The organism is Rhodoferax sp. PAMC 29310, from assembly GCF_017948265.1.
In the GTDB taxonomy this organism is placed as follows: Bacteria; Pseudomonadota; Gammaproteobacteria; order Burkholderiales; family Burkholderiaceae_C; genus Rhodoferax.
In genome coordinates this window covers 3,820,921-3,841,117 of the sequence record NZ_CP072852.1, presented here as the reverse complement: position 1 = coordinate 3,841,117, position 20,197 = coordinate 3,820,921, and the positions used below count along the sequence as shown (strand labels likewise).

Here is a 20,197-nt window from a genome sequence, read left to right as displayed (position 1 = left end):
ATTACTTCACGCCGGCGCTGGCAATGCCAGTGGCGATGTATTTCTGAAGGAATGCAAAGACCAGTGTTATCGGTATCAACGTGATAACGGTCATTGCCAGCAAGTAGTTCCACTGGGTATTCAGTTCGCCTTGGAATGCGTTGAGTGCCAGTTGGAGAGTGAAATTTTCTGATTTGGACAGCACAATCAGTGGCCAGAGAAAATCATTCCAACGCCACATGAAAGAGAAGATGGCAAGAACGGCCATGGCTGGTGCAGCCAGTGGCAGGATGATTTTCCAATAGATGCGCCATTCGCTGGCGTTGTCCATCCGGGCAGCTTCTAGCAACTCATCAGGAATGGTCAGCATGTATTGGCGCAACAGAAACACGCCAGTCGGCGTGGCCACGGCCGGGAGGATCACCCCCCAAAGATTGTTCAGTAAATTGAGTTCTGAAATCACCAAAAAGGCGGGAACCAGAATGATGGTCGGTGGAATCATCAACGTGCCTATGATCAATAAAAACACCGTTTTCTGACCTCTGAACTGGTATTTGGACAGTGCAAATGCCGCCATTGAGTTGAACAGCAGTGTGAGTATCGTGGCCACAACCGTGATGAACACGCTGTTCCACAGGTAGTGGCCGAACGCAAACTTGCCGAACAGTTCGGTGTAGTTGGCGCCGGCAAACTTCAGTTCATTGACGGGCGTCCGATCGTTGATGTTCACCCGCAACTCGCTGCTCGGCGCAGCAGGATCGACCATCGTTGCGACCAAACCGATGCGTCGCACCTGGGCCAGTTCGCGAATCAATCCTTGTTCGTCCTTGGCCCGAAACAATGGCAGCGGCTTGTCGTACCCGGCCACAACCACCTCTTTTTGGCTGTACGGCAGAAATGTGGGGGGAAATTTCGCTAAAGCGCTTTCAGTCTTGAAAGACGACATGACCAGCCAAAGAACGGGACCAAACATCACCAACAGTCCTGCGATCAGGTAAGCGTACGAGACCCAGTCGGTCCAATGCAGACGACTGCCGCTTCGTGCGCGGGTTCGAGTGAGGAAATTTGCCATTGATCAGTCCTTATTTCTTAACTTTTCCGGCGTCACTTGCCTTGGACAGACGTAGTTGCGCCAGCGTCAACACCATCAAGCCTACCGCCAGGATCAATGAAGCGGCAGCGGCCAGCCCATAGAGATGGATTTGCTCAGCAAAGCCGGTTTGATAGATGTATTGAACGATGAAGGTGGTTGCCGATCCAGGACCTCCGCCAGTTAGCACAAACACTTCGTCAAACGTTTGCACGGCGCGAATCATCACCAGAACCAAAACCACAATCAGGTTGGGCATGAGCAAGGGCAAGGTGACTCGTGTCAACAGGCGCCACGGCGGCGTTGCGTCCATCTCCGCTGCTTCGTAGACATCCTTAGGAATGGCTTGCAGGCCCGCCAGCAGGATCAGCATGTAAAACCCCATGTGCGCCCAGATAGACACGACGACGACCCAGAAAAATGCCCAGTGCCGGTCGAGGAGCCAATCCACCGGTGCGGCACCCATGGCCACAAAACCGGCGTTGAACACACCCTGACTCTGCAGTAGCCACTTCCAGATCAGGGCAACCACCACCGGCGAAAGGAGCACCGGGTAGAAGAAAACCCCGCGCCAAAAACCCCTTCCAATGATGTTGCGGTTAAGCACCAAGGCTGTAACCAGAGAGAAGAACATCATCAGAATGACCTGAATCAGACTGAACTTGGCAGTATTGAAGATTGAGCGCCAGAAAATATCGGTTCTGCAGCTTTGCAGGTCCATGTAGTCGCGGCACTCTAGCAAGATGCTGAAGTTCTCAACACCTGTGAACGGTCTTTGTGTGGGCAACAGGTTGACGCCCCCCGTCACTGCGTAAATCAGGTTGATGGCGATCGGCAGGAAAGTAAAAATACCAATCACCAGCAGATTCGGCCCGACAAACATCCAACCTATGCGCGAATGACCCAACCATTTTTGCCCGAGCCGGAATAACGGTTCGAAGAGGTTGAAAATGAAGCCCAAGAGGCCTGAAAAAAATGCCATGCCGTATTCCTATCAAACTGTGCGGCGCACACCGCAACGCTTCTCTCACCGTTTCACCACTGCAACCTAGCGAACCCGCCGACAGCCACATCAAGGTGTGATTGCCTGCGATGGCCTAAGCTAGGCGCTTGCGGGTCAGAGATATCGCGCCGGTGTCGTTGTTATTTTTCGGCCTGTTTGACCGCTTCGTTCATGTCAGTTCCGATCTTGTTGACTGCCTCGTCCACAGTGATCTCCCCGACAAGTGCCTGTGTGACGCGGGTCACGGTCGGCAACATCAATGCGCGGTTGTACTTGTAGCCCTGCAAAGCGTAGGCGGCGGGCGCCAACGAAGCCGTGCCACTGGTGAAAACACCAAGTGCAGCCTGCGCAGCCGGTCCCGCGTTCGGATAGCTCACGCCCGCTTTCGCCACACCAGCATGGGCCGGAATGCTGCTTGTTTTCGAGGCAAATTCGGCCACATTAGCCTCCTGTGCCATGAAGTCCAGAAACTGACCAACCTCCTTGGGCGACTTGGTTGTCTTCAATGCCACCCAGGCGGCACCACCAGGCATGCCCGAGCAGGCAGTTGTGCCACAAGGATTTGGCACAGCAACCCAGTCAAAGGCATTTCCGATCTCCTTCTGCATGCGATTGATCTGCCAAGAACCGGACAAAATCATCACCACCCGCCCGTTCTTGAACTCACCAACCGAGTCGGCGTAGCTTGAACCACCAGAGCCGCCCCACACATCCTTCAGCATGGTGCCATCCTTGTGCCACGCGACGAATTTTCCGACAGCTGTTTTGTAACCCTCGTCCACCGTCAAGTTGCCTTTGGCATCAAATATCTTTGCTCCATAACTCACAGCCGGACCCGCAAAACGGTGGCCAGACCGATCCCATGCCATGGCAGCGGGCGTCTGTGTGGCTTTGGCCACCTTACGCGCTGCATCCGCCCATTCGTCCCACGTCGCTTTGGGTCCTGGCAGGGCAATCTTGGCCTGGTCAAATAGCGTCTTGTTGACGAAGGGCCCGGTCATGGTCAATTGCGACATGAAGCCGTAAATCCCCTTATCACCAGCATTGCTGCGCATCCATGGCAGCGTGCTGCCATAGTTGGCTTCCCAGTACTTACGATCTTTCACATAAGGACTGATGTCAATGTAGTTTTTAGACAAACCGCCAATTTCCGAAACACGGGCAATGTCAGGGCCCTGACCTGCAGCCAGTTGGATCGGTAACTGCTCGACGACGGTTTTGTACGGAACCACATCAAGAATGACCTTTGCGCCGGGGGCCTGCGCTTCGTAACGTTTGATGACATCGGCCGTGACCTCGCATTCATTGCCATCTTGATAGCACATAACGCGGATTTCGGACCAGGCCGCGCTAGGCAGCAGGACGGCCGTAAGGCCCAACAGGCTGGCGCTTACAGTCATCTTCGAAGTGGTTGTGATGAACTTCATAGTGATTCTTTCAAGGAGTGAATGAGAGGGAGGGGTAAGTTAGAAGGCGGGTCAAGCGCAATCAGCGCACCATGCAAGGTCGCTTGGCGTCAAAACGCCAATTGGGAATGAGGTGCTGCATGGCGATCGCGTCATCGCGGACACCAAGGCCGTGCTGCAGGTAGAGTTGGTGGGCGCGCTCGACCTCAACCATGTCGAGTTGCACCCCGAGCCCTGGCGTTGAGGGCACCGCAACCTGGCCTTGCACAATTTGCAGTGGCGCCGTCGTCAGGCGTTGGCCGTCCTGCCAGATCCAGTGCGTGTCAATGGCAGTAATACGCCCTGGCGCAGCGGCGGCCACATGAGTGAACATAGCGAGGGAGACATCAAAATGATTGTTGGAATGCGACCCCCAAGTCAGACCCCATTCGTTGCACATCTGCGCCACACGCACAGAGCCCTGCATGGTCCAAAAATGGGGGTCAGCCAGGGGAATATCGACTGCATGGGTCTGTATGGCGTGCCCCAACTGACGCCAATCGGTCGCAACCATATTGGTAGCCGTGGGCAGACCGGTTGCGCGACGAAACTCTGCCATCACCTCCCTCCCGCTATAACCGTCTTCGGCGCCACACGGGTCTTCGGCGTATGCCAGTACGCCATGCATGTCACGCATTAAGCGGATTGCGTCCTTCAAAAGCCAACCCCCATTCGGGTCCAGCGTGATTCGCGCTTGTGGAAAGCGCCCGTGCAGCGCTTGGATCGCCTCGACCTCTTGCTCGCCCCGCAACACGCCGCCTTTGAGCTTGAAATCATTAAAACCGTAACGAGCGTAAGCGCCTTCAGCCAAGCGAACGATGGAATCGACTGTCATCGCCTTTTCATTGCGCAGGCGAAACCAGTCGTTGTCCGCATCGTGCTCGATTCGGTAAGACGTCCCCGTCGCTTGGCTGTCACCCACGTAAAAAAGGTAACCCAGCATATCGACCTTATCCCGCTGCTGACCTTCGCCCAGCAACTGCGCCACGGGAACCTCAAGGTATTGGCCCACCAAGTCAAGTAGCCCTGCCTCGATTGCTGTGACGGCATGAATGGCAATTCGCTGGTCAAAGGTTTGATTGCCGCGCCCCCCAGCGTCACGCCCCTCAAAGACATGGCGAACTCGATTGAGCAACGCCAAATAAGTGCCAATAGGTTGGCCGATCAGCAACGGCCTCGCTTCCTCCAGCGTGTTGCGAATGGATTCTCCACCTGGCACCTCCCCAACACCAGTGTTGCCAGCACTGTCCTTCAGCAACAACAGGTTGCGTGTAAAGAATGGTGCATGCGCTCCACTGAGATTCATCAGCATGGTGTCATGCCCCGCGACGGGGATGACTTGAAGCTCTGTAATACGAGGAGTTGATGTGGAATTCATGAATTTGTTATCGATACCATTTTGATGAATCTTAACTAGATGAAAATCGAAAGGTAAGAGGGTTTACCCTATAAAAATACCAAATATTGGGCCAAGTTTAGAGAGATTTTGAAGCACCTCTAATTTGTTATTGATATCATCCGAACACCGATTCATTGCATCAACAACCACATCCCTTCATGTCAAAAACACTGACCATCCACGATATTGCCCGCTTGGCAGGTGTGTCCGCTATGACGGTATCGAGAGCACTCAACCAGCCGAACAGAGTCTCTCCCGCCATGCGTTCCAAGGTTCAAGAGGTGGTTCGTCAGACCGGATTTATTCCCAACGGCATGGCGGGCGGACTGCGGTCGTCCCGCGCCAAACTGGTGGCAGCAGTCCTGCCAACCCTGGTGGGACCCGTGTTTCAGGAGACCATACAGGCCCTCAACGAGGCACTCGACGCCAAAGGCTACCAACTGATGATCGGCCAGAGTGGCTACGATATCGGGCGAGAAGACGCGCTGTTGGACGCCATCATCCGGCGACGCCCGGATGGCATCGTGCTCACGGGCATCATGCATTCAGCGGCGGGGAGACGCCAACTGCTGGCGTCCGGCATTCCTGTGGTGGAAACATGGGATCTAACGCCGACTCCAATCGACATGCTCGTGGGATTTTCAAACGAAGAAATTGGCGCCGCCGCCTGCGCTTACCTGCACCAGAGAGGATATCGTCGACCCGCTTTGATGTGCGGCGACGACGAACGCGCACGCCGTCGCAACAGCGGCTTCAAAAACATGGCGAGAAGCCGGGGCTGGACGAACGATGTGCCCGTGGTTCTAACCCCTGCACCCACAACGCTTGGAGCGGGTCGCTCCGGTTTGGCAGAGTTGCTGAACCGTCCGGACCCCATTGACTCGGTGTTCTGCAGTTCAGATATGTTGGCATTGGGCGTGCTGATTGAGGCTCAGGCGCGCGGCCTGTCCATTCCGAAACAGCTGGCGGTCATGGGCTTGGGGGATATCGGCTTTGCGGCCAACTTGGAGCCCGCATTGACCACGGTTCGCATCGATGGCACGCGCATTGGCCAGACGGCGGCGCAATACATCGTGGACCGAGCAAACGGACTCCCCATCGAGCAGCCCATTTTGGACATTGGCTTCTCCATCATCGAAAGGGACAGCACCTGAAGGCACCCGTCGCCTCCAGCTCTGTCAATCACGGCGAGTCTATCTGTCGACGCCCCCGACGGCTGCATTGGGCGGCAGGCAGACGCAGGCGCTTATGCCTTCTTCAAAAACTCGGCCTTCAGCATGTAGCTGCCGCCGTCCATCTTGCAATCGACCTCGTGGTCGCCCGACACAAGGCGAATGCTTTTGACCTTGGTGCCTTTTTTCAGCACGGTGGACGAGCCTTTGACCTTCAGGTCTTTGATCAGAATGACGGCGTCGCCGTCGGCCAGCGGGTTGCCGTTGGAGTCTTTGATGACGGCGCTGGCCTCGGCCTCGTCAGCGGCGGCCTGGGCCGGCCACTCGTAGGCGCAATCGGGACAGATGTAGTTGTCGCCATCAAGATAGGTGTTTTCAAGCGTGCACTTCGGGCACGAAGGTAAATTTTGCATGGCGTTTTTTTCGGTCATGGCACGGGCACCTCCATCCGCTGCGCGGCGCCGTGGCGTTCCTGGCGCTGGGCCAGCCCCTTTCCGCCACCGGTTGCGGGCGTCGCGCGGCGCGGCAGCAGTCCTTGCAACGCCTTGGGGTTGGCGCGGGCGCCGCTGGCCACATAGTCGGCCAGCAAGGTGTGTTGTGCGGCTTCCAGCGCCAAGCCGCGCTGGCTGCACAGGTAGTCGGCCAGCGCATCGACCAGCATCTCGGGCGACAGGCCGCTGGTTTTGGCCGTGGTGCGCCACAGCCAGTCGGCAAAGTCCAAAAACCCATTAAATGGCGAAGGCGCATCAAGCAGCACCGCCAGCGTCTGGGTGAAGCGCCCTGAGTTGGCCACCAAATCCCAGTAGCGGGCAAAGCGGGTGAAGCGCTGCATCGTCTGCGCGTCCACCGCGCCGGTTTGCAGCACGGTGTAGGGCGGCTCGGTCTCATAGACCATACCGTATTCGATTGTGTGGCGGGCAATAGGCGTGCCGCGCAGGCGCTTCAGAATGCCAAGTTGTATCTCATGTGGTTTGAGCGCGTGCAACTGGTTGAAGCCCTGCGCAAAACTCTCCAGCGTTTCGCCGGGCAAGCCAAAAATCAAGTCGGTGTGCAGATGGGCGTTGCTCTCGTTCACCAGCCAACCCAGGTTGGTCACCGTCTTGGCGTTGTCCTGCTTGCGGGAGATGCGCTTTTGCACGTCCACGTTAAAGCTCTGAATGCCCACCTCAAACTGCAGCACGCCGGGCGGAAACTGCGCAATCATGGCCTTGAGCCGGTCCGGCAAATGGTCGGGAATGACCTCAAAGTGCACGAACAAATCATCCGTGAGCCGCTCCAGAAAGAACTGAAGAATGCGCACCGAGGCGTCAATCTTCAGGTTGAAGGTGCGGTCCACAAACTTGAAGTTGCGTGCGCCCCGCGCGTACAGGCCCTGCATTTGCGCTAGGAAAGCGTCCAGATCAAAGGCGGTGGCGGTTTTGTCCAGCGAACTCAGGCAAAACTCGCACTTGAAGGGGCAGCCGCGTGACGCCTCTACGTACAAAAGACGGTGTGCCAGATCAGCCTCGGTGTATTCGTCGTAAGGCAAAACAATCTGCTCCAGCGGCGCTTGCTCGCCGGCTATGACCTTCATCAGCGGCTTGGGGCCGTGTATCAAGGCCCGGCACAACTTGGGAAAACTGGTGTCACCCCAGCCGGTGATCACATGGTCGGCCAGCCGCACGATGGCTTGCTCGTCCACCTCATGGCTCACCTCCGGCCCGCCCAGCACAACCTTGATGTCAGGGCGCTGCGCTTTCAGCAGGCGCAGCAACGCCTCGGTCTGCGTCACGTTCCAGATGTACACACCAAAGCCAATCACCTGCGTGGCACCGGCCTGCTTGGGTCCCAGCGTGGCCAGCAACTCGTCCAGCAACTCCTGCGGCTTGCGGGCAATGGTGAATTCGCGCAACACCGTGCGCGGCTTCAAATCGCCCATATTGGCCAGCAGGTAACGCAGGCCAAGTGAGGCGTGGATGTACTTGGCATTGAGCGTACACAGAACAACAGAAGGCACGCCAGCGGCGGCAGGTAGAGCGAGGGGCATGGCGGCATTATCGAATGCGCCGCCCGAAATAGGTCTTGTGCTCCCTCTTTTCGCACCGGCTGCAGCCTTGTACTCAGTGAATGATCGGGCCATACGAAGTGCTGATAAACGGCTCAGGTCGTTGACATCAATGGCCGAGAGAGGTGATGCCAGACTTGAAAATGCATTGCATTGCATTGCACTGCCCGGCCCAATCAACATCCGCGGTAACGCAGGAGGCAGCTTTAGACCCAAGGCAGTGGGTCACCAGAAAGCCAGGAATACCCGGTCTTGAGCCAATAGCGGCCGTTCGCGCCCGGCCCATGCGACAGTTCAGATTGGGAATTGCGCCGACACCGATAGCCTCGTTGCCGAGCCAAGCTGTGTGGCATTGAGGGGAGAGACCAGCACGATCACAAGCGGGACTTGTTCTCGAAGCGGCGCTTGAATTCCTGCATCCGGGAGCGGTTCTTGCCCCAATCGAACAAGCCGAACAACGAGCGGGATCGAAAGTCGATTTGCTGCGCCTGGGGATCGATCTGGAAGTCGACCTGGTCCCTGAACCCTGCGGGTGTGGTGAAGATCACCACCATCAACAACGGCTCGCTGCGCACGATGGTTGCCTCGGGAAAGGTCTTCAAGGTGGCCTGCAACATGCCCATCGCCTGGGTGGGTGTGCCTGCGAAGGGCAGCGCCTCCAGACCGCCGTCGCCACGCGAGCTCACACAGTTGCTGGGGAGCTGACACACCAAGTCCGGATTGCCGGAATCGGGTGCACCCGTGCGATCAAGTTTGGGTGCCGTTGCAGCACAAGCCCCTAGTAGAAGCGCCAATATCAAGATCGCATACTTGGATTTCATTTGAGCGATTTTCAATTCAAGTCCCGTGTCAGGAAAAATTCAGTATAGAGATTTGCGACGATCCAGTGGTGGCAACGTTGTTTTAGCGGTGTCGTCCCGGGGGCAAATTCATCGAGCGTCGCTCATTGCATTCAGGCAGGGAAAGAGTGCGGGGCATTCGGACCAGAGTGGTTCGCGGATCAACGCCGCCGGCAGTTCACGCGGCGGGCCGCTTCAGGCCCTTGGCTGCCGTTCAGTCAGACCGTTCTTCCCGTCTCCGGCATCGTCGACAGCGGACAGCCGAGGCACCCCAAGGTCTGGCACACCAGCCAAATACCCGCCTTTGAGCGTACATTTCACATATCAAGAGAGCCTTTGACTGATTCCTGCCTCCCTCGTGGGCGCGGAGACTTCGCTACTCTGCTTGCGATCGCACACCAACAATGAGGGTCGGCATGAATGTCTTCACGATTGAGGCAAAGCAGGCGTTGCGGATGCGTCGGTTCTTGATGTCCGTCGCAATGTATGTCGTCTGCGGCGCCCTCGCCCAATTTGGCGCAACATTAGGTTATTTGCCCGCGAATCTGCCAATGTGGTGGATGCTTGGGGCGGCCATGGTCAATCTCGTGTTTTTCTACTTGATTCGCAGCGGTAACAACCTGCGACTCAGAGATCCGAGCATGACCGAACTACAGCTCGTTTTCTCGATGATCGCTGCAATGGCACTCATTTCACAGGCCGATCAAGCACGGGGGGCAATGCTAATGTTTGTGCCAATACCGCTGCTCTTTGGCATCCTGTACCTGAATTTGCGCCAGATTGCGCGGGTTTCTATTGTTGGATTCCTGAGTTATTTGCTTGTGATCGCTTTCATCTTTGTTACTCAGCCTCAGCGCCTCATTCCGACTCTTGAGGCGTTTCACCTGCTCATATTAGCAACGGCCATGATATTTGTGGGGCTCATGTGTGGCTACATCAGCAAGGTCCGCGCCGATCTCGCTGAAGCGAACAGGGAAATCGAGGAGTTGGCCAACCGCGACCCGCTCACTGGCCTCTTTAACCGGCGTCGTCTAATGGAGAGGCTGGAAAGTGACATCTTGCGCTGCAACCGCCTGCGGACTCGCGGAATCATTTTGTGCATGGTTGACCTTGACCATTTCAAGCAGGTCAACGACACCTTCGGACACCCCGTTGGCGACGAAGTTCTTGTCATGCTGGGCAATAGTCTGCTCAACTCGGTTCGCGACATTGATTGCGTGGCCCGCTATGGGGGGGAGGAATTTATTGTCCTGTTGGACGCCGACTCTGACTCTGACTCTGACGACCTTGCGCTTGTGATGAGTGAGCGCATTCGCGCCAAGGTTCAAGAGTTGCGAGTTCCATCTCGTCCGGAACTATTGATCAGCGTATCAATTGGTGTGGCCTCTTTGAAAAACAGGGAAAGCGCACTGGACTTGATCACCCGTGCTGACAAGGCGCTTTATCTGGCCAAGGCTGCGGGGCGAAACCGAGTTCACCTCGCAACATGTGCCAATGAGGATGCCGATGTTCAACCACAGGGCTTGACCCTAGTTACTGGCTAGTCGGGGTCACTCCTCGACTGGCGAAATCATCGCGATTGCTGGTATGCATCCCTTGCCGGGAAGCTTGGAAGGAAAGGTCGCTGTGCTTGGCCCTGGTGTCCGCTTACGCCCGCATTGGAGACATAGGCAACCGGCCAATAGCAGATGGCCCCCGTCTTTGTGGGCATAAAACCGCGGATCAATGCCCTGGAGTCGATGTGATTCAGCCTCACACCGAACTTGGCAAAATAGCGTCGTGCACAGCTCAAGCCAACAATTTGAGACCTTAACACCGACCGATGGCCTCATGGGACAGTTGCGGGCAAAAGCGCACGACCTGTCTCGCTCGGCCACGCTACAGGTGGGCCTGCATGTTGAATTTTGAAACACGGATGAGCGAGGCGATTTCAAAGCCATGCTGGGTATGAAAGTCACCCCATGAGCCGCGGCGCGATTCGCAACGCCACGGGGGAGTCCTTCTTTGCCTGGGCGGGCGAGGTGCTGGTGGTCAGCATTCTGGGCAAGCCTGGTGCGTCCAAGGACGCCATTGGCAAACAAAATGGCCCGCAGCTCAAGGTCAGCGTCACGGCCACGCCCCAATCGGGCAAGGCCACCGATCACATGGTGCGCTTTCTGGCATCCCTGTTTGGGGTGCCGGTGTCGGCCATCGAGGTGGTATTGGTGCGCGAATATATCAACCAACAACGGTGCATTACCGCGCCGAAGTAACTGCCCGTCGCGTTCAGCCTGCTCAAAAGACCACGGGCCACCAGACTCAACCCTTGGTCGGGTTGAGTCTGGCGGCCCCTGAGACGCGAAGCGGCAACGCAGCACACGCTGCGTGGAACGATTAAGCGGCTTTGGCGGTCGCCTTGGCCTTGCGTGCCACACGGCGCGCCGCGTTCGATACGTCGGAAGCGGATTCGGCCACGGCTTCACTCACTTGCTGGGTAGCCGCTTTGACGACGCGCTTGCGCGTTGCCGTGGCCGCGCGTGTCGCCGTTTTCAGCTTGCGGGTGGCAACGGCCTTGGCTGGCATGGGCTTGCCAGAGACTCGTTTGACGAGCTCGCTGCTACCTTCTTCGATGCGGTCAGCGACTTTGCTGACGACAATGGCCGCCGGCATAACCACGCGGCTCAGCGTTTGCAGTGCGGTCACGTTCGCAGCGCGGTCGATGCGAGCGGCGTTGGCAGCGACGACGCTCACACCCTTGGTGGCCAAATCCACGGCGAAGCCGATAACGCGCTGGGCACGATCGGTACCGAAATGGACGCCGTTAATGGAGTAACCGCTCAGGCGCTGTTGGTTTGCAATCAGGTTCGAGCGGATGCCCTTGTTCAGCGCGGACGCGCCACGATTCACCACAGTCGCAAAGCCATCGTCGACGATGCCGATGAGGCGTTCACCGCCAAAGCGGTAGCTGTTGATGACATTGGTGGCGGTGATGCCGTAGGTGGCGATGACGTTGGTGGCTACGCTGGACAGGTTTTGATTGGACATGTTTGACTCCGGTTATGGGTAAGTTTCCAACTGATCCAAAAAGCTGCATTTCGCGTGCCATTTGAATCAGACATGCACCTACTGTGCCAATAATTCGTAGAGTGCGCACCCCAATTCGAGGGTTTTCCCTAGAGTCATCGCTCTAGGGTTGGGCGACAACGGTGCGGATTAACTGGTGCTGCCGAGTGGTCTTCGAACCCGCAGTTTCATGTTGACGGGCCCCGCTCTGGAGGCTGTGAACCTCCCGGTGCCAGACCCAGAACGTCCCCGGCCAGACACCACTGAGCACACCCCTTGCGAGCCTGTTTATCGGCGGTAGGGATTATCCGGGCGGCGATCGTTGCGATTGCGAACACCGTCGCCATCACGGTCGCGGTCCCGCCGGTTCATGACGCCATCGCGGTCGAGATCACCATAGGGGCCGTAGGCGCGTGACTGACTCCACTGATTGCGCGGACCACCCGAGTGGTAGATGTTGCCGCCGCCATGGCCGCGGCGTTTGAAGTGCTGCCCATGATGGCGTCGACCATCGTCGAATCGTTGGTAGTAGCCATGCGCGGGTGCGTAGGATGACCGGGGCTGTACATACCCGTGTCCCGGTTGCACGTAAACGCCGGGTACCTGCACGCCAATAGAGACGTAAACGTCGCTGCGAGCGTGCGCCGATGACGCCGCCGCGATAGCGCCAAGTGCGACCGCAACCGCTGCCAATGATTTAAGAGACATGAGATGCTTCATGAAAAGCTCCTTGAGTGGGTGTGGCGCCCATCTTGCCCGGCCATGTCTGAACGCAAGCTGAACAGAGGCAAGAAAGGCCTGAAACAGAAGCGGTCTTAGAATTTTTGACCAAGCGCCGCTGATCGGCGCATCAAGGCCTTTCACGTTGATGTGGCCCAGTCTTCTGCCAAAGCAGTTTGAAAACAGTTAACTTATTTCAATTAAATCAATGGGTTACAAGCCAATTAACTTGGCAAAATGGGAGGCATGGACGCGCGACCTCCCCCGTTTGAACTTTTGATGCCTGCCAATGCGCAGAAGGAGTCACTGGCGTCCAACGCACTTGCGGGGCCCTGCTCCGCCACACGCCAATGACGGCAACGGCCAGCGCCCCATGACTCGCGGCGCGATTCGCAACGCCACGGGTGAGTCGTTTTTTGTCTGGGAGGGCGAGGTGCTGGTGGTCAATATTCTGGGCAAGCCCAGTGCGGCCAAGGACGCCATTGGCAAACCCAAGGGCACGCAGCTCAAGGTCAGCGTCACGGCCACGCCCCAATCGGGTAAGGCCACCGACCACATGGTGCGTTTTCTGGCGCCGCTGTTTGGCGTGCCGGTGTCGGCCATTGAGGTGGTGTTTGGGCGCGAAAATGTCAACAAACAACTGCGCATCACCGCCCCACAAAAACTGCCCGAGGTGTTTTTGCAAGAAACACCGCCCGCCGCCGACTAACTAAGTAACGCCGGCTTTGGAACTTCCCACTTCGCCGTCTCTCTGACACTGCAATGACGCTCAAGCACCTTTCCTCTCGCCTGCTGACTGCTACGCTACTCATAGCTTCTCTCGCACTATCCACCTGGGCCAGCGCCCAAAAACCGCCTCAATCTGTGGTCACCACCGAACAGGTGCGTGCCGAGCTGATGGCCCACGCCCCCGACGGCGCTGACCCCGGCAAGACGGTTTGGGTGGGCCTGCAGCTGGCGCACCAGCCCGAATGGCACAGCTACTGGAAGAACCCGGGCGACTCCGGCTTGCCCACGCAGCTGACCTGGACACTGCCACCCGGCGTGATTGCCGGCGACATCGCCTGGCCCACGCCCGAGAAAATTCGCATCGGCAGCCTGGCCAACTACGGCTTTGAGGGCACGGTGCTACTGCCGGTTCAGCTCACCATCACCCCCGACTTCAAGCCTTCGCTGTTGCAAAGCGACCTGTCCATTCAGCTCAAAGCCACCTGGCTGGTGTGCCGCAAAGAGTGCATTCCCCAGGACGGTGAGTTTTTGATTCGTGTGCCGGTGCGCGGCTCAACGGCCATCAACGGTGCCGTGTTTGCAGCCGCCGAGCAGGCCCAGCCCCGCCGGATTCAAGGCCAGAGCAGCGTCACGGTGGACGGCCAGCAAATCAAGGTGTCGGTCAACGGACTGCCCGCCAAGCTGCAAGGCCAGACGCTGGGATTCTTCCCTGAAACCCCGGAGGTCATTGAAACCGCAGCGCCCTGGATCCAAGCCTGGCAGGGCAATGTGTGGACGGCCAGCGTGCCCTTGTCCGCCCACCGCACACAAAGCCCCACCGTGATGCCCTTGGTGCTGTCGGCCGAGGCCGCACCCCATGAAGGTTTTGTGACCGAAGCAGAAGTGTCAGGCAACTGGCCGGCAGTGGCAGCGGCCACCGGCGTGTCACCGGCCTTGGCAGCGGCCTTGCAGGCCAATGCCCTGGTGACGCAAACCCCGTCCACCCTGCCCTTGAGTCTTTGGGCGGCGATGCTGGGCGCCTTGATTGGCGGCCTGATTTTGAACCTCATGCCCTGTGTGTTGCCGGTGTTGGCCATCAAGGTGATGAGCTTCACCCGTCACGCGGACGACCAACGCGGCCACCGCATCAGCGGCTTGGCCTACTCAGCCGGCGTGGTGCTGTCGTTTGTCGCCCTGGGCGCGCTCTTGCTGGGCTTGCGCAGCGCGGGCGAACAGCTGGGCTGGGGCTTTCAACTGCAGTCCCCCTTGGTCGTGGCTGGCATGGCGACCCTGTTCACGGTGATTGGCCTGAACCTTGCTGGTCTGTTTGAGTTTGGCAGCTTTCTGCCCAGCCGGCTGGCCACGCTGGAGTCGAAAAACCCGGCGGTGAACGCGTTTCTGTCGGGCATGTTGGCGGTGGCCATTGCCTCGCCCTGCACTGCACCGTTCATGGGCGCCTCCCTTGGATTGGCGCTGGGCCTGCCGGCCAGCCAGGCCTTGCTGATCTTTGGCACCATTGGCGTGGGCATGGCCTTGCCTTATCTGGCGGCCAGCCTGATTCCCGCCGTGGCCCGCGCCCTGCCGCGACCCGGCGCGTGGATGGACACCTTTCGCCGCGCCATGGCTTTCCCGATGTTTGCCACCGTCGTCTGGCTGGTGTGGGTGCTGGGCCAGCAAAGCGGTATCAACGGGGCCGGCGCCATGTTGGCGTTGCTGGTGGCGCTGGCGCTGGTCATCTGGTCGTTCACCCTGGCGGGTCGCACACGGCTGATAATTGCTCCTATTTCAATAGCTATCTCAGCACTACTGACGGGGGCCATTGGCTCTAACATCACTCAAATCTCCAACCCCGGCACTGTCGCGCCAACCGGTGAACGCTGGCAGACCTGGGCGCCCGGCAAGGTGGAACAGGTGCTGGCCACCGGCTCGCCCGTGTTTGTGGATTTCACCGCCGCCTGGTGCGTGACCTGCCAGTACAACAAGCGCACCACTCTGGCGGATGCCTCCGTCATGGCTGATCTGGACACCAAAGGGGTGACCCTGCTGCGCGCCGACTGGACACGCCGTGACCCGGCCATCACCGCCGCATTGGGCCAACTGGGCCGCAACGGCGTGCCGGTGTACGTGCTGTACAGCGCAACGAATCCCCCGGTGGTGCTGTCCGAAATTTTGTCTGTGAACGAGGTTCGTGCGGCCTTGGCCACGCTTTGATCCCCCTCTGACTGGAGCCTCATGAACGAACTTGACACCATGCGCGACATTTTGAGCACCTGCCGCACCATTGCTGTGGTCGGCCTGAGCCCCAAACCGCACCGTGCCAGCTTTGATATGGCCCGCTACATGCAAAGCAAGGGCTGGCGCATCATCCCCATCAACCCCAACGCGACTGAAATCCTTGGGGAGCCCGCCTACCCAAGCTTGACCGATGCCGCCCGCCATGGCCCCATTGACCTGGTCAACGTCTTTCGCAACAGCGAAGACGTGCCCCCGGTGGTGACAGAAGCCATTGCCATTGGCGCCAAAGCCATCTGGTTGCAGCTAGGCATTGAACACGACCAGGCCGCAAAAGAGGCACAAACCGCCGGTCTGAAATTGATCCAGGACAAGTGCCTTAAGGTTGAACAGGCCCGCCTTGGCACCACCCCAAGCGCTTGCGCGACAATCGCCCCATGAACGATCAAGTCACTACCAGCGCCTTTGCGCCCCTACAAAACGACACCTTTCTGCGCGCTTGCCTGCGCCAGTCCACCAACTACACCCCGGTTTGGCTGATGCGCCAGGCCGGTCGCTATTTGGAAGAGTACCGCGACACCCGTGCCAAAGCCGGCAGTTTCATGGACCTGGCCACCAACCCCGACTTCGCCACCGAAGTCACCTTGCAGCCACTGGACCGCTACCCGCTGGATGCGGCCATTTTGTTCAGCGACATTCTGACTGTGCCCGACGCCATGGGCTTGGGCCTGACCTTCACCCAGGGCGAAGGTCCCAAGTTTGCCAAGAACGTGCGCACCGAGGCGGCCGTGGCCGAACTGGCCGTGCCCGACATGGAAAAGCTGCGCTACGTGTTTGACGCCGTCACCTCCATCCGCAAAGCGCTGAACGGGCGCGTGCCGCTGATCGGCTTCTCAGGCAGCCCCTGGACGCTGGCCTGCTACATGGTGGAAGGCGCGGGCTCTGACGACTACCGCCACGTCAAGACCATGCTGTACAAGCGCCCGGACCTGATGCACAAGATGCTGCAAATCAACGCAGACTCGGTGGCCCAGTACCTCAACGCCCAGATTGAAGCCGGCGCCCAGGCGGTCATGATTTTTGACAGCTGGGGCGGTGTGCTGGCCGACGGCGCGTTCCAGGAATTCAGCCTGGCCTATACCGTGCGCGTGCTGGCCCAGCTCAAGCGCGAGCACAACGGCGTGCGAATTCCCAGCCTGGTGTTCACCAAAGGTGGCGGCCTGTGGCTGCAGGAAATGGGCGAGCTGGGCTGCGATGTGCTCGGCGTGGACTGGACCGTCAACCTTGCCAAGGCCCGCGCCCTGGTGGGTGACAAAAAAGCCTTGCAAGGCAATCTGGACCCCAATGTGCTGTTTGCCGACCCCGGGCAGATTGAAGCTGAAGTGGTCAAAGTGCTCAACAGCTTTGGCCAGCCCTTCCAAGGCGAAGGCACGGGCCCAACGCATATTTTCAACCTCGGCCATGGCATCAGCCAATACACACCGGCTGACCATGTCACCACTCTGGTGAAGGCCGTGCACGAGCACTCCCGCAAAATGCGGGCCTGAGTCCCGCTCCGGCCTGACAAACATGGCGCGGCCCGCTCGCTAACATGTTTTCAGGCCGATTGATACAAAACAGCGCGGACTTATGCACAAAATCCCCGCTGCACTGCACAAGACCACCAGATGACTCCAGCCCCCGCTATGAAAGCCATAGCGAACGTAAGCCATTGATTCATATAGGATTTACAAAATTGCCAAATATATAGGCAATGTAAAGAAAGCCTTGATTTTTAAGGGTTTGACGGCCCAACAAAGTAGATATCAACAAAGTTATCCACAGAAATCTTGGATGACTTTCCAATGACATATGAATCAAGCACTTAGCGCCGTTTCCGCAAGTTCACATCAACTAAGCGCCCCAAACCCCGCCTTGGCATGAGCTATCCCACCCCCGTTTTGGTGCACACGCCGGTCCACAGCCTGGTCGCCGGACCTCTCACCTACCTGAGTGAGCATCCACTCACGCCAGGGACATTGGTACGTGTGCCTTTGGGCAAACGGGAGTTGATGGGCGTGGTCTGGGACCACCCGGCGCCTGACACCGTGCTGCCCACCGACCCCGCCAAACTGCGCGCGATTGCCGGCACGCTGGACGGCATTGACCCCTTGGGCGCGAATTGGCGCCAGCTCGTCACCTTTGCCGCCAGCTACTACCAGCGCGCCACTGGCGAAGTGGCGCTGGCCGCCCTGCCCCCGCAACTGCGCGACCTGAACACCCTGCAACTGGGCCGCCGCCTGAAGCGCCACGCCAAAACCGCCGGCGTTGGGCCGGATGCCGAGGGCATCGATACCACTCTCAATTCCATAGCGCTCACCGCAGAGCAGACGGCGGCTATCGCCCGAATTGACACTGAACCCGGGCCTTTTTTGCTGTTTGGCACTACCGGCAGCGGCAAGACCGAGGTTTATTTGCACACCGTGCAACAGTTGCTGGCCCGCGACCCCGACGCCCAGGCGCTGGTCATGGTGCCCGAGATCAACCTCACCCCGCAGCTGGAAGCCCGCTTCACCGAACGCTTTGCGCCCATTTACGGTGAACACGCCGTGGTCGCCATGCACAGCGGCATGACGCCGGCCCAGCGCCTCAAAAGCTGGCTGGCCGCCCACAGCGGCGCGGCGCGCATTGTGCTGGGCACGCGCATGGCCGTGTTCGCGTCCATGCCCGGGCTCAAACTCATCGTGGTCGATGAAGAGCACGACCCCAGCTACAAGCAGCAAGAAGGCGCGCGCTACTCCGCGCGCGACCTGGCCGTGTACCGCGGCCGCCTGGAAGGCGCCAAGGTCATGCTCGGCTCGGCCACCCCGTCGCTGGAGAGCTGGCACCACAGCCGCCCGGCCGAGGAAGGCGGGCGCTATGTGCGCCTGCACATGCCCAGCCGCGTGGGCGCCGCCGTCACACCGCGCCTCACCACCGACGGCGTGGCCACCCCCGGCGGCGGCCTGCCCTTGGTGCGACGGGTGGACATGAACCACCAGCCCAAGAAGTGCGTTTTTTCTGTGCCGCTGCTCAAAGCCATTGCCCAGCGCATTGAAAAAGGCGAGCAGTGCATGGTGTTTCTGAACCGGCGCGGCTACGCCCCGGTGCTGCACTGCGCCGACTGCGACTGGAAGAGCGAGTGCCAGCACTGCAGCGCGTTTCGCGTGTTCCACAAGATTGACCGCACGCTGCGCTGCCACCACTGCGGCTACACCGAGCGCGTGCCCCGCGCCTGCCCCGCCTGCGGCAACCCCGACATCGCCCCCATGGGCCGTGGTACCGAACAGCTGGAAGAACACCTGGCCGAGCTGCTGTCCCATGTGCGCCGGGCCAACTCGGTCACCGAAGATTGCCCGGAGGGCCAACCGGTGCGCATTGTGCGCATTGACGCCGACAGCACCAAACTCAAAGGGGAGCTCGAATCCCAGCTCGCCCGCGTGCACGCCGGCGATGTGGATGTGCTGATCGGCACACAGATGATTGCCAAAGGCCACGACTTTCGCCGCATCACCCTGGTGGCCGCCGTCAACGCCGACAGCGCCCTGTTTTCCAGCGACTTTCGCGCGCCCGAGCGCCTGTTCAGCCTCTTGATGCAAGCCGCCGGCCGCGCCGGGCGCGACGCGGGCATCACCTCCGCCAGCGAGATGTGGGTGCAAACCTTTCACCCCCAACACCCGCTGTTTGAGGCGCTGAAGCGCCATGACTACCCCGCGTTTGCGCAACAGCAGCTGGAAGAGCGCGAGCAGGCGGCCATGCCCCCCTTCAGTTTTCAGGCGCTGGTGCGGGCCGAAGCGCGCACCCAGGAAGCGGCCCAGGCCTTTCTGCTGGCCGCCAGCGCGGGCGCTGCCGGGCTGGAGCACGCCGAACAACTGCTGCCGCACATCGCCATCTACCCCGCCGTGCCCATGGTGATTCAGCGCGTGGCCAATATCGAGCGCGCCCAAATGCTGATCGAAAGCCCCAACCGCGCCGCCCTGCAACGCTTTCTGACCGACTGGCAAGCAGTGCTGCACGCCAGCCGGGCGCTACCAGAATCTCGGGGCTTGATTCGCTGGGCAGTGGATGTGGACCCGCTGGCCATCTGAGCACTTGAGCCTGGCCGGGTTTGGAAATGTGGTCTTTAGTGTTTGGGGTTTGGGGTTTGGTCTTGACTCTGGACGCTTCTTGCTATTGATTAAATAGCTGCTCCCGCTTTCTCTGATTAGACCAGGGGGCTAAAAATGCCTTTGACGCCTTTTCGGTGAAGCCATTGGCGGGCCACGGCCTCGTTCTCCCCCCCCTCTCCCCCAACCCCTCTCCACCCCCGCCGGGGCGGAAAGGGGAGCTCAACAGCCGTATTTGGCAAACGCTATTTGCGTGGCTGAGTTCAAAAGGGAAGGTTAACTTTCAAAGTGACCGGAAACCGGATGCTGGCTTGCCGTTGCCGCAACGGTGGCAACTGCCGTCACACCATGTGACGAACCCAACCAAGCGCCCAACCCAGACTCGATAAGGCACCGCGAA

At 59.1% G+C, this 20,197-nt stretch carries 17 protein-coding genes; 8 read left to right on the top strand and 9 right to left on the bottom strand.

What is annotated here, in order from left to right; translation table 11 throughout:
- Position 1: 1 nt before the first annotated feature.
- The 4 genes from J8G15_RS17835 to gudD all read right to left on the bottom strand — a co-directional run bounded on the left by J8G15_RS17835 (position 2) and on the right by gudD (position 4,895).
- Complete coding sequence (locus tag J8G15_RS17835) at positions 2-1,051, bottom strand: carbohydrate ABC transporter permease (RefSeq protein ID WP_210543853.1); 1,050 nt, start codon at positions 1,049-1,051, stop codon at positions 2-4.
- Between the two features lie 10 nt (positions 1,052-1,061).
- Positions 1,062-2,051 (bottom strand): carbohydrate ABC transporter permease, encoded by a 990-nt coding sequence (locus J8G15_RS17830; RefSeq protein WP_210543852.1) that lies wholly within the window; start codon positions 2,049-2,051, stop codon positions 1,062-1,064.
- Positions 2,052-2,212: 161 nt separating this feature from the next.
- Positions 2,213-3,499, bottom strand: coding sequence for an ABC transporter substrate-binding protein (locus tag J8G15_RS17825; RefSeq protein WP_240538360.1), 1,287 nt, complete (start codon positions 3,497-3,499; stop codon positions 2,213-2,215).
- A 61-nt stretch (positions 3,500-3,560) separates the two neighbouring features.
- The gene (gene gudD, locus J8G15_RS17820) at positions 3,561-4,895 is read right to left on the bottom strand and encodes a glucarate dehydratase (protein WP_210543851.1); all 1,335 of its coding nucleotides are present in this window, start codon (positions 4,893-4,895) and stop codon (positions 3,561-3,563) included.
- Positions 4,896-5,074: 179 nt separating this feature from the next.
- On the opposite strand from gudD, the gene J8G15_RS17815 reads away from it, so the two are divergent.
- A complete protein-coding gene (locus J8G15_RS17815) occupies positions 5,075-6,070 on the top strand; it encodes a LacI family DNA-binding transcriptional regulator (RefSeq protein ID WP_210543850.1) in 996 nt (331 codons plus the stop codon).
- A gap of 92 nt (positions 6,071-6,162) precedes the next feature.
- Here J8G15_RS17815 and J8G15_RS17810 read toward each other — a convergent pair whose 3' ends face one another.
- From J8G15_RS17810 to J8G15_RS17800, 3 genes are all read right to left on the bottom strand, one after another.
- A complete protein-coding gene (locus J8G15_RS17810) occupies positions 6,163-6,501 on the bottom strand; it encodes a zinc ribbon domain-containing protein YjdM (protein WP_210547652.1) in 339 nt (112 codons plus the stop codon).
- 14 nt (positions 6,502-6,515) lie between these two features.
- Entirely contained in the window at positions 6,516-8,114 is a 1,599-nt protein-coding gene (locus J8G15_RS17805; protein ID WP_210543849.1) for a B12-binding domain-containing radical SAM protein, read from the bottom strand.
- A gap of 392 nt (positions 8,115-8,506) precedes the next feature.
- Positions 8,507-8,968 (bottom strand): DUF1499 domain-containing protein, encoded by a 462-nt coding sequence (locus J8G15_RS17800; protein WP_210543847.1) that lies wholly within the window; start codon positions 8,966-8,968, stop codon positions 8,507-8,509.
- A 419-nt stretch (positions 8,969-9,387) separates the two neighbouring features.
- On the opposite strand from J8G15_RS17800, the gene J8G15_RS17795 reads away from it, so the two are divergent.
- Together J8G15_RS17795 and J8G15_RS17790 are read left to right on the top strand one after the other, a co-directional pair.
- Positions 9,388-10,515, top strand: a complete 1,128-nt coding sequence (locus J8G15_RS17795) for a GGDEF domain-containing protein (RefSeq protein WP_210543846.1) — start codon at positions 9,388-9,390, stop codon at positions 10,513-10,515.
- Positions 10,516-10,932: 417 nt separating this feature from the next.
- Positions 10,933-11,223: a DUF167 domain-containing protein gene (locus J8G15_RS17790; protein ID WP_210543844.1), complete on the top strand. Its 291-nt coding sequence runs from the start codon at positions 10,933-10,935 to the stop codon at positions 11,221-11,223.
- 121 nt (positions 11,224-11,344) lie between these two features.
- On the opposite strand, the gene J8G15_RS17785 is transcribed toward J8G15_RS17790, so the two are convergent.
- Both J8G15_RS17785 and J8G15_RS17780 read right to left on the bottom strand, forming a co-directional pair.
- Positions 11,345-11,995, bottom strand: coding sequence for a hypothetical protein (locus J8G15_RS17785; RefSeq protein ID WP_210543842.1), 651 nt, complete (start codon positions 11,993-11,995; stop codon positions 11,345-11,347).
- 306 nt (positions 11,996-12,301) lie between these two features.
- A complete protein-coding gene (locus tag J8G15_RS17780; protein ID WP_210543840.1) occupies positions 12,302-12,733 on the bottom strand; it encodes a hypothetical protein in 432 nt (143 codons plus the stop codon).
- Positions 12,734-13,106: 373 nt separating this feature from the next.
- On the opposite strand from J8G15_RS17780, the gene J8G15_RS17775 reads away from it, so the two are divergent.
- The 5 genes from J8G15_RS17775 to priA all read left to right on the top strand — a co-directional run bounded on the left by J8G15_RS17775 (position 13,107) and on the right by priA (position 19,779).
- Positions 13,107-13,442 carry a DUF167 family protein gene (locus J8G15_RS17775; RefSeq protein ID WP_210543838.1) on the top strand — a complete coding sequence of 112 codons (336 nt, stop codon included), beginning with the start codon at positions 13,107-13,109 and terminating at the stop codon, positions 13,440-13,442.
- A gap of 53 nt (positions 13,443-13,495) precedes the next feature.
- Positions 13,496-15,652 (top strand): thioredoxin family protein, encoded by a 2,157-nt coding sequence (locus J8G15_RS17770; protein ID WP_210543836.1) that lies wholly within the window; start codon positions 13,496-13,498, stop codon positions 15,650-15,652.
- A 21-nt stretch (positions 15,653-15,673) separates the two neighbouring features.
- On the top strand, positions 15,674-16,114 hold the full coding sequence (locus J8G15_RS17765) for a CoA-binding protein (RefSeq protein WP_210543834.1): 441 nt from the start codon (positions 15,674-15,676) through the stop codon (positions 16,112-16,114).
- Complete coding sequence (hemE, locus tag J8G15_RS17760) at positions 16,111-17,220, top strand: uroporphyrinogen decarboxylase (protein ID WP_210543832.1); 1,110 nt, start codon at positions 16,111-16,113, stop codon at positions 17,218-17,220. Before J8G15_RS17765 ends, hemE begins: the two co-directional genes overlap by 4 nt.
- Before the next feature lie 372 nt (positions 17,221-17,592).
- Complete coding sequence (gene priA / locus J8G15_RS17755; RefSeq protein WP_210543831.1) at positions 17,593-19,779, top strand: primosomal protein N'; 2,187 nt, start codon at positions 17,593-17,595, stop codon at positions 19,777-19,779.
- The last annotated feature ends 418 nt before the right edge of the window (positions 19,780-20,197 follow it).